This window comes from Roseiconus nitratireducens, assembly GCF_008629675.1.
In the GTDB taxonomy this organism is placed as follows: Bacteria; Planctomycetota; Planctomycetia; order Pirellulales; family Pirellulaceae; genus Stieleria; species Stieleria nitratireducens.
The window spans coordinates 130438-143956 of the sequence record NZ_VWOX01000007.1 but is presented as its reverse complement, the minus strand read 5'-3'; the positions used below and the strand labels follow the sequence as shown (position 1 = coordinate 143956).

Annotated in this window: 14 protein-coding genes; 4 read left to right on the top strand and 10 right to left on the bottom strand. The window is 59.5% G+C overall.

Going from position 1 to position 13519, the window contains the following annotated elements; translation table 11 throughout:
* Window position 1 precedes the first annotated feature (1 nt).
* The 4 genes from FYK55_RS13995 to FYK55_RS13980 form a co-directional block, all read right to left on the bottom strand.
* The gene (locus FYK55_RS13995) at window positions 2-511 is read right to left on the bottom strand and encodes a phage holin family protein (RefSeq protein WP_150077052.1); all 510 of its coding nucleotides are present in this window, start codon (window positions 509-511) and stop codon (window positions 2-4) included.
* A gap of 24 nt (window positions 512-535) precedes the next feature.
* A complete protein-coding gene (locus tag FYK55_RS13990) occupies window positions 536-739 on the bottom strand; it encodes a hypothetical protein (RefSeq protein ID WP_150077051.1) in 204 nt (67 codons plus the stop codon).
* A gap of 54 nt (window positions 740-793) precedes the next feature.
* Window positions 794-1198: a hypothetical protein gene (locus FYK55_RS13985; RefSeq protein WP_150077050.1), complete on the bottom strand. Its 405-nt coding sequence runs from the start codon at window positions 1196-1198 to the stop codon at window positions 794-796.
* Window positions 1199-1466: 268 nt separating this feature from the next.
* A complete protein-coding gene (locus tag FYK55_RS13980; RefSeq protein ID WP_150077049.1) occupies window positions 1467-1901 on the bottom strand; it encodes a CsbD family protein in 435 nt (144 codons plus the stop codon).
* Between the two features lie 471 nt (window positions 1902-2372).
* On the opposite strand from FYK55_RS13980, the gene FYK55_RS13975 reads away from it, so the two are divergent.
* From FYK55_RS13975 to FYK55_RS13960, 4 genes are all read left to right on the top strand, one after another.
* A complete protein-coding gene (locus FYK55_RS13975) occupies window positions 2373-2600 on the top strand; it encodes a zinc ribbon domain-containing protein (protein ID WP_150077048.1) in 228 nt (75 codons plus the stop codon).
* A 299-nt stretch (window positions 2601-2899) separates the two neighbouring features.
* A complete protein-coding gene (locus FYK55_RS13970) occupies window positions 2900-4492 on the top strand; it encodes a Do family serine endopeptidase (RefSeq protein WP_150077047.1) in 1593 nt (530 codons plus the stop codon).
* Window positions 4493-4695: 203 nt separating this feature from the next.
* Window positions 4696-6150, top strand: a complete 1455-nt coding sequence (locus FYK55_RS13965; protein ID WP_150077046.1) for a sensor histidine kinase — start codon at window positions 4696-4698, stop codon at window positions 6148-6150.
* On the top strand, window positions 6147-7523 hold the full coding sequence (locus FYK55_RS13960; protein WP_150077045.1) for a sigma-54-dependent transcriptional regulator: 1377 nt from the start codon (window positions 6147-6149) through the stop codon (window positions 7521-7523). The genes FYK55_RS13965 and FYK55_RS13960 overlap by 4 nt, the downstream gene beginning before the upstream one ends.
* A gap of 13 nt (window positions 7524-7536) precedes the next feature.
* On the opposite strand, the gene FYK55_RS13955 is transcribed toward FYK55_RS13960, so the two are convergent.
* The 6 genes from FYK55_RS13955 to FYK55_RS13930 form a co-directional block, all read right to left on the bottom strand.
* Window positions 7537-8916, bottom strand: coding sequence for a deoxyribodipyrimidine photo-lyase (locus FYK55_RS13955; protein WP_150077044.1), 1380 nt, complete (start codon window positions 8914-8916; stop codon window positions 7537-7539).
* A gap of 42 nt (window positions 8917-8958) precedes the next feature.
* Entirely contained in the window at window positions 8959-10383 is a 1425-nt protein-coding gene (locus tag FYK55_RS13950) for a mechanosensitive ion channel family protein (RefSeq protein ID WP_150077043.1), read from the bottom strand.
* Window positions 10384-10499: 116 nt separating this feature from the next.
* A complete protein-coding gene (locus tag FYK55_RS13945; RefSeq protein ID WP_150077042.1) occupies window positions 10500-10982 on the bottom strand; it encodes a pyridoxamine 5'-phosphate oxidase family protein in 483 nt (160 codons plus the stop codon).
* Between the two features lie 124 nt (window positions 10983-11106).
* Window positions 11107-11367, bottom strand: a complete 261-nt coding sequence (locus FYK55_RS13940; protein ID WP_150077041.1) for a GlsB/YeaQ/YmgE family stress response membrane protein — start codon at window positions 11365-11367, stop codon at window positions 11107-11109.
* A gap of 263 nt (window positions 11368-11630) precedes the next feature.
* Window positions 11631-12338 (bottom strand): hypothetical protein, encoded by a 708-nt coding sequence (locus tag FYK55_RS13935; protein ID WP_235908684.1) that lies wholly within the window; start codon window positions 12336-12338, stop codon window positions 11631-11633.
* Window positions 12339-12384: 46 nt separating this feature from the next.
* The gene (locus FYK55_RS13930) at window positions 12385-13509 is read right to left on the bottom strand and encodes a c-type cytochrome (protein WP_150077040.1); all 1125 of its coding nucleotides are present in this window, start codon (window positions 13507-13509) and stop codon (window positions 12385-12387) included.
* Between the last annotated feature and the right edge of the window lie 10 nt (window positions 13510-13519).

The window sequence follows — 13519 nt, the reverse complement described above, 5'->3', positions numbered from 1 at the left end:
ATCACCTGTTGGGCGAAGGGTAAGCGGAAGGTCGGTCACCGGCCGAACCGTTCGGCCGATCGACACTGTCTTCATAAGTTTGGTAGCGGGGAAAGGATTCGTCCCGCAATTGGTTCCGTGCAGACGTTTCGGGCGAGATCAAGGTTGCTTTCAGCCACCGCAGATTCTCAGCAAATTCCGACTTGGTTTCCGACATTGCGGCGGCAGCCGCGTTGAGGGACGAAATGGCAACGAACAACATGATCGCGACAACGACAAAGACGGCGCCGCTGACGATCAACATCGAAACTCCCACGGTCAATTCCGTTAGCTCGTGCAGCAGGTACCCGCCTCCGAAAACGGCGGCAGTCAGCGCCGATCCGGCGAGCACCGCAGCGGTCGCTCCACAGGCCACCGCTCGGGTCAGTTTTCGTTGTGCCGACTGGGCATCCACCGACAGCAGCTGCATCTGCAACTCACACAAGTCGATGACGTCGCCCATCACGCGTCGAACACTCGATGGTGATTCCATGGTTTGGCCTGTTCTCTGTCTGAATCATTTCAAGTGACGTTTCACGAACCAACCGAGGGAGACCCCGATGGCCGTGGCCGTCACGAGAGCGACGACCGGGTAATTGCCGATCGCGCGTGAGACGAAATCTTTCTGCGCGACGGATCTTTCAAGATCTCGCTCGACGGCGGACACGCGTCGATAGCCGACGTCAGATGTGGTCGGCTTGTGAGCGGTTGGAGCAATCATGTGAAAGTTCTTTGTTTGGTGCGATGACGTTTCCGAAGATCAACCCGTGTCGATCTATCCGTCGTGATGTGGACGCTCCGGCCGGAGCATGTCCGAGACGTAACCCGCTGCCATGGTGGTCGCCTGTTTCATCGCAATCGTCGCAATTGCTCCCACGATCCCGCTAAGAAGCCCCTTCTTAGCAGGCTCCGAGGCGATACCGTCGCCGGACTCGCGATGCACAACCACTTTCTGGGGAGATGCCTTCTCCGGCACCAGCAAGTACCCCAGCACGACCGCTCCGGCAACAATGGGAAGCGGGTGTTGCTTCATGTGATACTTCCAGTCGGTCAGTCTTTTGACGCGTTCGTTAACTTCGTCACGCGCGTAGTCAACGCGGTAAGGCAGGTCGGTGCGGATCTCTTGCATCCGCTGCTTGATCGCCGCGGCCTGCTTTTCAGTTGCCAATGTACTAACCATGAATTCTGATCTTGTCGTGCTTCAAGGAGTGCCGAATTTCGGAGCGTTGGATGCCACGGTTCGAAGGTAAACGACGCCCGATGTGCGACCCCATGCCATTGAATCACGCGCGGTTTTGACCACGCGATTAACCTTCTGCGCCTCGCTGGTGGACGGGAGAGCCTTGCTCCGGTCGGCGGGACCTCGCCAACGCTGCTCCCGTGGTCAGGTGGAACCCCAACCACGTTACGCAACTTCTGCCGGTCCGGACTTGAATTACGTTTCGGTCCTAGCGGCGCTTGCCGCCGAGAAACAGCAACGCCCCCGCAGCGATTCCCAGGCCGAACGCGATGGCCATCGATTCGCCGGGTCGGGCCCGGACGCTTTCGGCCAACTGCTCGGTGTAATTCCCCGTCTGCGAAGCAACGCGGCGATAGCGGTCGCGGGCGTACTCGGCAGCCTCGGAAGCCAGCTGCTGCGCCGCTTCGGAGTACTGCTGTGCCGTTTCACCCAGCTGATCGGTCACACTCTCACCGAACATGTTATCCAGAAACCGTTCGACTTCGCTCCGTGTGGCACCCGTTTTTTCCTGAACGACACCGACTAGGCGGTCGGTCGAGCCCTTGGCCTGCTGCAACTCGTCATCGGTCAGCTGGCCCCAGTGCTCTTTCAGACGGCCCTTCACTTCGTTCCATCGACCCTGAATTTCTTCTCGTTTCACCATGATTCAGACTCCTTGACTGACTATCGGTAGGGAGCCGGCGGAATGGAAGTCATGCCGCCGGCCGTGAAAATGTGTTGGATGGTGCTTTGTCGCGCAGGCCAATGGTGCACGTGCCGTGCCGAAACGACGCACTTTATTACGCACTGCTTTGCAGCTGGTTTTCGGCCTTCGACCCTGCCGGACAAACATGCGTGCTGGACGCGAATCGACCGCAGATATCCGGGCCAGAGATCCACTCTGCCGCAACGATCGCCCGTCAAATTCGTTTCAGTTGGCGAAATCGCTATCAGCGACACGACGGCGCCGACGAACCTGCGGCGACGACACCGCGATCGAAGCTGACGTTGACCGAAGGTGGACCTGCTCAGCTTGGCCGACACCAGCTGTTTCGTTGGCATGGCGCTTGCCCCGCGCGCTAAATGTCAACGTGCTCGTTCCCATTGCTGCCTGCTTCCAACCCCGGACGATCTGATGACTGAAAACTCTTCGTCACCTCTCAATCACGTGCGTTGTCCCGGATGCGGATACGAAGTCGACGATCGCGCCGTGGCCTGTCCGCGTTGCGGCGAGAAGATCTACGTGGAACACCCCGGCGACATCACACCGACGCGTCACCCGCCGGTGTCCTACCCTGGGCGATCCGATGCGTCGCCGAAAGGACAAGCTCCCACGAATCAGCGGCCCAAGGACCAGCACTGATCGTGCTGTAAGTCGTGTTGCCCGGATCGGCACTCGATTGCTCCTCGCCAGCGGATACGGTCCGGGGCAAAATGCCCCGGCGGGGCAATTCGCGACGGGGCAACTCTTCGAAAACCCACTCAAAACACGGTGTTTTCCGCTGTTTTTCGGTTTGGTACGGCGCCTGCAAATAGCGGGAACCGTCCCCACGTGTCGGCATTCCCGGACGACGATCCACGTCCACGGCACGGGTTCATTCGATCCAGATCAACGACGAAAGCGTCGTTGCTTACCAACCGAAACGAGAGATCCAACAGTCCATGCACGCAACACGAAAACCCAATCGCCATCGAAAGCTGACCGCATTGGCCGCCACACTGGCCCTGGTGGGCGCCGGCGGTGTTTATGCCGGTACGGAGTTCCAAGATCAGAAGCCATCGACGCAGCAATCGATCGCCAAAATGGCGCCGGAAGTCAAAGATGCCGTCTCGGCAGCGAATGACCTCTCGACAGCCTTCCGAGCGGTCTCCCAGGCGGTTCTGCCGGCCGTGGTGGCCATCGAAACGCGTCCTGACGTCGCCTGGCAACAAGCCTCCGAGGGCCAAGCCCAACCGTCGGCGGATCCGTTCGGCGGACGCAACCCTTTCCAGGGCACGCCACTGGAGGACATGTTCGAAGACGGTCAATTCCGGATGCAGCCTTTCCGCGGCCAACCCTTCGCGCAACCGGGCCCTCAAGGTCGGTCCCCGCGACAGCCGATGCCCCGTGGCGGCATCGGTTCCGGCGTGATCATCGACCCGTCGGGGATCATCCTGACCAACAATCACGTGGTCGCCGGGGGCGGTCGAGTCACCGTCAAGATCCATGACGGCCGCGAATTCGAAGCATCCAACGTTTGGACCGACCCCAGCACCGACATCGCGGTGGTCCAGATCGAAGATGCCAGCGGGCTGGTCGCGGCACCGCTGGGTGACAGCGACAACGTCGCGATCGGCGATTGGGTGCTTGCCCTGGGGCAACCCTTCGGATTGGAAAGCACGGTCACGGCGGGAATCATCAGTGCCATGCACCGCGGAATCGGGATCACCGATCGGGAAAACTTCCTGCAAACCGATGCGGCAATCAATCCCGGAAACAGCGGCGGACCGCTGGTCAATCTCCGCGGTGAAATCGTCGGCATCAACACCGCCATCCATTCGCGTGGCGGCGGGAATGATGGAATCGGCTTTGCCGTTCCCTCCAACATGGCTCGCTGGGTCAGCGATCAACTTCGCGACGGCGGCAAAGTGCGACGGGCCTACCTGGGTGTCGGAATTCAACCGGTGACACAGGAGTTGGCCAAGGAGATGCGCGTCCAACCGCGAAGCGGTGTGGTGGTCACCGATGTCTACCCGGACACCCCGGCGGCCAAATCCGGTCTGCAATCCGGCGACGTGATCGTCAAATTCGGCGGCAAGCCGGTGACGACGCCGCAGGAATTGCAGCTGCTGGTGGAGCGTTCCAAGTTCGGTGAAACGGTGACGATTGACATCAATCGCGACGGAGAATCGGTCGAACTGAGATACGAGCCGACCGAACGACCGGGGGACTTTGGAAAATTGGCCAGCAACTCATCCGGTTCGCAAGACGGAGCCCGGCTGAACGATCTGGGAATGGCCGTCGCCACGCTGACCGACGATGTGGCGAAGAAACTGGGCGTGAAAGCCGATTCCGGTGTGGTCATCACGATGGTCAAGGACGGCGGCGCCGCGGCGCAGGCCGGACTGGAACCCGGAATGGTGGTCACCGCCGTCAATCGCAAATCGGTTTCCACGATTGATGAGTTCAAAGAATTGGTCAAGGAATCTGATGACGACGTGCTGATGCTGGTGCGCACCGATGCCGGATCGCGATTCGTCGTCGTCAAACGATAAGGCTTGCGACAGCCGGGGATCGATCGAACCTGTCTGCCCCGGAAATCCTGGAAAGCAGTTCGGCCGGTGCCGCGACCCCGATCGCGGCGCCGGCCGTTCGTTTTAAAATGGAACCCGTTGGTTTTTCTGTTCGGGTGGCTCGGTGCATGTCGGCGCGGGCTCGACGCCGTCCTGAATTCGTTCCCGCTTGACGCGATGACACGATGCGATTGGCCGCGAAACTGATTCTGTTGTTCCTGGTCGGTTTGATCTTGATCGTGACCGTGTTCGCCGTGTTGACGTGGCGCAACGATCGCCGACTGGCGATCGTCGAACACGAGAAACGGGCCGCGGAACTGGTCGCGATGTTGCGTCCCAATCTGGAAGACGCATGGCGACGAGGCGATGCCGGCCAAGTCCGCCGTGTGCTTCGTGAGACGACGCGACGGATTCAACGCTACGACCTGCAGCTGATCACGGCCGACGGAAATGCGTTTCCGGAGCACCTTCCGGTGGACGTGATCACGACCCGCCACTTGATCACCACGGTGGTCGAACCCGACGCCAGCGGCCGCCGGCGGCTGGCGACCTACGTTCCACTCGGCGACGACAACGCTGCGATCGAGATCTCCTCTCCGGACGAACAGACACAAGACCGGCTGCGGGATTCCTTGATCCATTCCGGGATCGCGTTGCTAAGCGTCACCTTGCTATCGGCGGTCGTGGTCGGCGTCGGGGGAATCTACATGGTCGGCCAACCGTTGGAACAGCTGATCGATAAGGTGCATCGCATCGGTAAAGGTGATTTCGATCGACCGCTTCAACTCAACCGCTCCGACGAACTGGGCAACCTAGGCACCGCGATCGACCAGATGTGCGAACAGTTGCAACACCAACGGACCATGATCGAAAAAGAAACGCGATCAAGGATTGCCACCGAGCAACAACTGCGGCACGCCGACCGGCTGAGCACGCTGGGAACGTTGGCAGCGGGGATGGCCCACGAAATCGGCACACCGCTGGGCGTCATCTCGGGACGCGCCCAACTGATCGCCTCGGGCGACCTGCCCGCCGACCAGGCTCGCAACAGCGCCCGCGTCATCAAGGAAGAGAGTGACAGGATCAGCCGGATCGTCCGGGGATTGCTGGATTTCGCCCGCCGCGGATCCTTGCGCCGAACGTCGGTCAATCTACGTGACCTGACGCGCCAAACGATCGAGCTACTGGAACCGTTGACCAGCAAATCGAAGGTGATCATTGATCTCCAGGCAACAGACCCGACCCTGATGTCGGAAATTGACGCCAACCAGATGCAGCAGGTGCTTACGAATCTGCTGATGAACGCCACCGAAGCGATGCCATCGGGCGGCACCGTCGACGTGATTCTCGATCGCGAGTCGCGAGTGCCGCAACAATCGCCGGACTCCCGGCCCGAGATGTTTCATCGCATCGACGTCATCGATCGGGGTGCTGGTATCGCCGAGGAAGATTTGGAACACTTGTTCGAACCGTTCTTCACCACCAAAAGTATTGGCAAGGGAACCGGGCTGGGACTTTCAATCGCCTACGGAATTGTCCACGACCATGGCGGATGGATCGAGGTCGACAGTGAACCGGGACGCGGCAGTCGGTTTTCGGTTTTTCTTCCCGTCGCCAGTCAACAGGAAAGCGGGACATGAACCAGGATTCGGGGACGTCCGGCGGGCAGGTATTGGTCGTCGACGACGACCAGGCCATGTGTGAAATGGTGCAAACGGCACTCACCCTCCGCGGGCACACCGTCACGTGGGTCCGATCGGCGGATGAAGCGATGGAGCAATTGGGGCGAACTGACTTCGATGCCATCGTCACCGATGTCAAAATGCCCGGCACCAGCGGCCTGCAGTTGTGCAGCCAACTTGGGGAATTGCGTCCCGACCTGCCGGTCGTAGTGATGACGGGATTCGGCAGCATGGACATGGCGGTCACCGCGATCCGTGCCGGCGCCTACGATTTCATTACCAAACCGTTCGACATTGATCTGCTGAACATCACGGTTGACCGTGCCATCGAACACGGCCGATTGAAAACGCAACTGCGGCGTCTGGAGGACGGCCGTGAGGGTCCTTCGGGGTTTGGCGAGATGATCGGCGAAAGTCAGTCAATGCGGAACCTGTACGATCAGCTCAGCCGAATCTCTCAGTCGGATGCTTCGATTCTGATCACCGGGGAGAGCGGCACGGGCAAGGAAGTGGTCGCCCGCGCGATCCACCAGCACAGCGCGCGTCGCGACAAGCCGTTCATCGCCGTGAACTGCGCGGCCCTCAGCGAAACGCTGCTCGAAAGTGAACTTTTCGGTCATGCCCAGGGCGCGTTCACTGACGCCAGAACCCAACGCCGCGGACTGCTGATGCAGGCCAACGGTGGAACGCTGCTGCTGGACGAAATGGGCGACATGCCGATGGCCCTGCAAGTGAAGTTGTTGCGGGCACTGGAGGAACGCAAGCTGCGACCGGTCGGCAGCGATCAGGAACTTGAGTTCGACGTCCGCATCCTGTCCGCGACCCACCGCGACTTGGAAACGGCTGTGGAGGAGCATCAATTCCGAGAAGACCTGTACTACCGGATCAACGTGATCCAGATTCACCTGCCCCCGCTGCGGGCACGCGGGATGGACATCCTGTTGCTGGCACAACACTTCGTCCAGCAATTCGCCCAGCGGAGCGGAAAATCGGTTCAGGGCATCGCCGAACCGGCCGCCGAAAAGTTGCTCAATTATTCCTGGCCGGGGAACATCCGCGAACTGAGAAATGTCATCGAACGCGCCGTTGCCTTGACCGTGTTCGACCGGGTCGGGGTGGAAGACTTACCGGACAAGATCCGCGAACACCGCGGAAAGACGGTGTTCATCGGTGGGGACGATCCCAACGAATTGATGTCGCTGGAAGAGATCCAACGCCGCTACATCAATCACGTGCTGGAGTCGGTCGATCACAACAAGACACTTGCGGCACAGATCCTGGGTGTCGATCGAAAAACTCTCTACCGCAAGCTGAAAGCGGAAAACGAGTGAAGCCGAAGCGCGGTCACGCCTGATCCGACGGGTACCGAGAGTTCACCGATTCGACATACGCGTCGACATCGATTTTCCGATCCAATCCGCCGGCGGACATGTACCGGACCTTGCCGAAGACGTCGCGTTCCTGGTGAGCCCGATCGTGCAATCCGAACAGCCACAGGACGTTGGCATAGGAATTCGCATCGCGGCCGTCATAGAAATACTTGTTGTTCAACTCCAACGCCGTCCGGTAGGCGTGATCGGTGGTATTCGTCCACTCGATGATTTTCTTGCCCCAATACATTCGCAGGTGATTGTGCAGGTAGCCGCGGCATCGCATCTCGGTCATGCACGCGTTCCAGGCCACGTCTTCGGTCTTTGCCTGTTCCAACTCCCGTGCGGTGAAGTGGTGGGGACGTTCGTCCGCCTCGTGCTGTTGCAATGTTTCGGCGGCCCAATCCGGGAGGCATTTCAGACTGTCGTAGTCTTTCTCGTAGTACACAAAGTTGATGGCCAGTTCTCGTCGCACCAGCAACTCTTCGATGAATTCATCCTTGGCATCGCGGGGGCCCTTCCAGGAGTTCACCTCCAGAGCGACTTTCACCGGTGAGATCTGCCCCAGGTGCAGGTAGGGACTGAGCAACGAAGCGTTCGAATCAACCACCGCCGTGCGGTCGCCATACTCGCATATTTTCTCATCGATGAACGACTGCAACCGGCTCCTGGCTTGGGCGGTCCCCCCGGACCACTCAGCGACCGGTTTGACGCTCTGGTCGATCTGCATTCGATCGAGCAGTCGTTCAAAGCTGGAGGGATCTTCCCCGGACACGGACAACGCGGAGCTGTCTTTATCAAGCGATGTCGGGGTCAAGTCGACCAGGTACTCGTCGGCGGCATCTTGAAGCTTCGAACGGATCGTCCTGGCGGCATACTCGCGTTTGTCCGATGCCTTCTCGACCGGAACGATCGCATCCGTCTCAACCTGCCATACGCGACAGGGGGCGTGCTTTGCCAACGTTTCACGCCAGCGTCGGTGGTGCCGCAGGTAACCGCGATCGCAGATCACTTCTCCGGCCCGCTTGGATAGCTCGACTGCAACCTCGTCGGGATTCCCCAACCGCAAACAAAACGCAATCTTCCTCCGACTCAGCGCCGCGGCGGTTTCCCGCAACCCCTGCAGCATGAAATGGTAATGCCGCAGGTTGGCATCTGGATAATTCTCCGTCAGCCCAAAAGCGACCAGTAATCGCTGCCCGTTATCGTTTGCTCGCTGGATCGCGAACTCGAGCGCGTGGTTGAACTCCGCACGCTGCGAATGCTGCATCCAGTACAGCGTGTACTCGCCGTCGCAGACGTCACGATCATTCAACGTCTGGATTCGGTCCGGATGAATCTTCTTGCTGCTCAACTTGTTGTCACTCTCCCGGCGTTCGAATCGACACCGCAGGGATCATTCGATCAGATTCTCTTTTCCGGCAACGGTCTGATCGTCTTCGGTCACCTTCATCACTTCAGCCTGCTCGTTCGAAAGATCCCCTTCGCCCTCGCTGACACTCTCTTCTCGCGGGAAGCTGCTCGGCCGAGGCGGCTGCGGCACAGGCTTCGTCTCCGTGGACGCCTCGAGCATTCTTACCGGCACTCCATCGGGGAATACCAGCTCCCGCGCCTCGTCAGGCATGCTGACGCCCGAAGCCATCAGGACCTGCTTGACCGTTCGAATCACGCTGCTGCCCACCTTCAGTGGAGAGTGTTGCGACCGATCAAACCAAAAGTAGCAAACCAGATTCACCGTCGCGGACCCCAACGAGTCCACCAGGACCAATGGTGCGGGATCCTCCGTCACCGCCACGTGTTTGCGGAACACGTCCATGATCAATTCTTGCACGTCGGCAACCGAGTCTTCGTAACCGATTCCCACTTTGAAGCTCAATCGCATCAGCGGGGTCGCGGTGTAGTTAAGCACCTTGTTTTTGTAGACGGTGCTATTGGGGATCTGGATCTGATTGCCCTCCAACGTATTGAGAATCGTGCCGCGCGTGGTCACTTTTCGCACGAACCCTTGCGATCCATCGACCTCGATCAGGTCGCCGACACGAAACGGCTGGTTCAAAGAAATCAGGATGCTGGCCAGGTAATTTTCAGCAATGTCCCGAAATGCGAAGCCCAGCGCCAGACCGACTAACCCGGTACCTCCTAACAATGTCACCGCCAACCGCGTGAGACCGGACACACGCAAAGCGATGTATGCGCCCACAATGAAGATCAGGACGCCGACGACGTTCCCGGTGACCTGCCGCAACAGTTTGTTGTCGACGCGCCGATTCGCGAGCGAACGAGTGGCCCGCGCGGCCAGACGTGCAACGAAATAGGACAGGACCACGATCACCATTCCGACCAAGACCAACGGCAGAATTCGAATGGTCTCGGCGCGGAGCTGACGCATCGACTCCAAAGCGGGCGCAAAGTTCCAAAGCGGCTGTTCGGCGACACGAATCTTGTTCACCGCGGCCACCACGTCGGTGGTTTTCATCGCCGTCGCTTCTGCCCACTCGCGGTGCGCAGCGGTGTCGGCCACGCCCTCCAGAAAGACCACACCGCGATCCACATGGATATCCAAATCGTCGTACCACCCGGTCGCCTGAAAGATTTCGCTCAAGCGGTTGGCAATTTGGGGATCGCTGGTGTTCGGATTGATTTCGACTTTCTGCGCCACGTTGGGCGCTGCTTCCGTGTCGGACTCGGCCGCCGAAGGAGGCTCAACGAGAGCTCCCTTCTCCTGAGCCGACACGGTCGTCGGGCGAACGAGTGATGCGGTGCCAATCGAGAGGGCCAAACCGAATGCCAAGCAGACCCATCGACTGGACAAAATCGTCATCCGACTCTCGCTTACAATTGCTTTAACGACCGGCGTAGCTGGCGGCCCGACGGACGCTCAACGGCGCCCCAGAATGCTCAACGAGCACCGCGGCGGTATCAACCTCCCGGTGGATTCTACATCGAAACCCGCGCGTTGATCGATTCGTCCGTCGATGCTCTCTCGCCCTGCAAGTAAGCTTTGCCGGCTTCGATCAAATACTTGACCGCCTGCACGCCTGAGTTGTCCCAGTACTCGCCGCGTTTCGGCTCGACCTTCAACAGCGCGATCGAATTGCTCGCCTTGCCTTGGGGAAACCAGACCTTCCAAGCTTCCTGCCAAAGCTCCTCAAGTTTCGCTCGGTCGTCTACCAGGTGGGCTGTGGCGGTCAGTGTCACAAACTTCCGTGAGCTCTGCATCGTCACAGCAACTTCGTGGTCCAGCATCAGGTCCGCGACCTTACCGGAATTTCGATCCGTCACGAACCACAGATCGCCATCCGGTTCCAGCTCAGCGACCGCCATTGGACGGGCATCCAATTCACCTTCGCTGGTGCGAGTCACCAGCATCGCGTTGTCAAAGTCTCCAATCAGGTCGACCAGTTTTTCAAACTTATCCATGATCACTACTCCCTAAAAAAAGAATGAGCAGACCGGCGGGTGCCGGTCTGCGGTTGTCGGACATTGCCGACGGTTTACTTCGTGGTATCGCGTCCCCCAACCGCTCCAGCGACCGGTACGGTCATCAGTAGGCCGAAACACGACCGGCCTTCATTCCGATCAAGAGCACGATGACCGCTCCAACGATCGAGCCGATCCAGCCCGATGCCTGAAATGCATCGCCGCCGAATACCAGGTACCCGACGAATCCGCCCACGAACGAGCCGATGATTCCGAGCAGCATCGTTTTTAACCAGCCCATCCGTTGCGAACCCGGCACCACAAACCGTGCGATGGCACCGATGATCAACCCGAACAACATCCAACCAAGAATCGGAATCAACATTTCATATCTCCAGAATCGAATTGATTTTGTTTTTCGTCTCACCCGCGATGGGACGCAGTGCAATCGGATGCAGAGCGACGCGGTACTCGTCATCAGTGCAAGCGACGTGCCAATCACGGAGCGTCAGGGACTCTCACAGCCTGGGCAGACAATGAGACTGTTGGCATTTGGAAGGCAGTGAAGTTTTCCAAGCCCGCCGGTTCCGTCGGCTTGCGCCGACGGCAGGGGGTTGTCGTCGCGTCGCGACTCGAATCTGCCGGTTCTCAGTTGAACTCGGGCAACATCAACAGATCCGACGCGTACTTTTCCACCAGCGCCGTCAGTGCGTCTTGCTGTTCGGCGAGCCCCGTTTCCGCCGAACGTTGGACCTCACGATCGGCGGTCCCGGTAAACAAGCGGGGCACCCGCACGGTGATCACCATTTGCACCGACAAACTCACGCGCGTGCCGTCAGCATCCGGCACCGCTTCCAGAGTGGTTTCGTAGCGCTGGATGCTGCCCTGGGGATCGGTCGATCGCGTTTCCACGCGAACCCGATCCTGATCGATATCGGCATGCTGACGCAAAACCAGATCGGTGGATTCAATCTGAGGATTGTTGACGTGCACCGTCAGCGTCTTGGTGGCATCCACCTCCGTCCGCGACTGCCCACGAATCGCATTCAACAGCGGCTGATCATCCTGCGATGTGTCAACATTCAGCCCTTCGATCGATTCCGAGATCAGCTCCATTCCACCGTGAGCGACAATCGCTTTGGTGGGATTCTTGCGAACCAGGATCTGACGGAACCGGGCAAAGTCACATTGCACCTGGAATTCCCGCTGATCAGACCCCTCCGCCGAATGCTCGACCGGCCAAAAGGCCCAAGCCGCGATCGCAGCCATGATCAACAGCAACACGGGTAGAATGATCCAAACTCTTTTCATCGCAAACAAGTCATCACCATCGGGACACAAGACGGAAGGATTCACGAACGATTCGCCGAATCGGCGCCGGGATGCTCGCCGAGAGCGAGAGTCAATCCTCCGGGGCGTTGGACGGCGGCGGATCGCCCGGGTCTAACTTGACCTGCGAGTAATACGTTGCCAATGCTTCGATCTGATCATTCGATAACTTGTCCGCAATCGGGTGCATCAGGTTCGCGTGCTCGCTGCCTCCGCGGGACCGCGATTGAAACAGCTCCAACTGCCGGCGAATGTAATCCGCGGACAGGCCGACCAGCATCGGATAGTCCTGGTGACCCGCGGGCGGCTGCAACGCGTGGCAATCGATGCAGGACGGAATCTTCTTATTCTGATCACCGTTTCGAGCCAAGTTTTTCCCGACCTGGAATTGCGAATCCTCTCTGCCCGCATCCCCACGCAAAGTTTCGCTACCCGGATTTTCCGAGCGAGGCTGCGCGGCAAAATACTCCGCCAACCCCGCGATCTTTTCATCATCCAAGTCGGCCGCGACCGGCTGCATGATCCCGCTGAATCGTTTGCCATCGCGATAGGCGCGTAGCGCGGCCGACAAATAATCGACGTGTTGCCCGGCCAGATCCGGCACCCGGGAACCTGCCCGCCCGCCGCCGCTGAGCCCGTGACACGCCGCACACCGCTGTGCAGCCAAAACCGCACGTTCGCTGGTGTCCGACGGATCGACCTGCACCACGTCGCGATAGTCCTGCTCGGTCCAGCTTGGCATGTCCCGCAGGAACGCGACGACCGGCCAGACTTCATCGTCCCGTTGACCGGTCGCCCACGCGGGCATGCCGGCAAACTTGATTCCGTGTTTGACGATGTAGAACAGCTCGGCTTCCTCCCACTGCTGAACCGCTTCGCTCAACCGTGGCGGTCGCGGTGTCATCCCCGCGGCCACGGGCGGTTGCGCGATTCCGGGAGCACCGTGGCACCAGCGACAGTTGTTGTCGAACGTGGCAGCGCCTAGGTCCGCGATCGACGGCTGGTCCAATTTCGGCACCTGGATACCACGGCTGTGAAACGAGACCGAGCGGCTGCTGGCAAAATCCAGAACCCAACGCGTGATCGCCCAATGCCCGCTGCTGGCCTTGATTGGAACGACCCCCGAGACCAGCACCACCGCACCCAACAATGCCAGGCAGACGATCAGAATCGACAGTTCTTTCAATCGGCGTTTCATCGCATCTCCA

Coding starts and splice junctions, on each gene's coding strand:
- FYK55_RS13965 (WP_150077046.1), top strand. CDS start 4,696: ATGCGATTGGCCGCGAAACTGATTCTGTTGTTCCTGGTCGGTTTGATC.
- FYK55_RS13970 (WP_150077047.1), top strand. CDS start 2,900: ATGCACGCAACACGAAAACCCAATCGCCATCGAAAGCTGACCGCATTG.
- FYK55_RS13950 (WP_150077043.1), bottom strand. CDS start 10,383: ATGACGATTTTGTCCAGTCGATGGGTCTGCTTGGCATTCGGTTTGGCC.
- FYK55_RS13995 (WP_150077052.1), bottom strand. CDS start 511: ATGGAATCACCATCGAGTGTTCGACGCGTGATGGGCGACGTCATCGAC.
- FYK55_RS13940 (WP_150077041.1), bottom strand. CDS start 11,367: ATGTTGATTCCGATTCTTGGTTGGATGTTGTTCGGGTTGATCATCGGT.
- FYK55_RS13960 (WP_150077045.1), top strand. CDS start 6,147: ATGAACCAGGATTCGGGGACGTCCGGCGGGCAGGTATTGGTCGTCGAC.
- FYK55_RS13990 (WP_150077051.1), bottom strand. CDS start 739: ATGATTGCTCCAACCGCTCACAAGCCGACCACATCTGACGTCGGCTAT.
- FYK55_RS13985 (WP_150077050.1), bottom strand. CDS start 1,198: ATGGTTAGTACATTGGCAACTGAAAAGCAGGCCGCGGCGATCAAGCAG.
- FYK55_RS13975 (WP_150077048.1), top strand. CDS start 2,373: ATGACTGAAAACTCTTCGTCACCTCTCAATCACGTGCGTTGTCCCGGA.
- FYK55_RS13930 (WP_150077040.1), bottom strand. CDS start 13,509: ATGAAACGCCGATTGAAAGAACTGTCGATTCTGATCGTCTGCCTGGCA.
- FYK55_RS13980 (WP_150077049.1), bottom strand. CDS start 1,901: ATGGTGAAACGAGAAGAAATTCAGGGTCGATGGAACGAAGTGAAGGGC.
- FYK55_RS13945 (WP_150077042.1), bottom strand. CDS start 10,982: ATGGATAAGTTTGAAAAACTGGTCGACCTGATTGGAGACTTTGACAAC.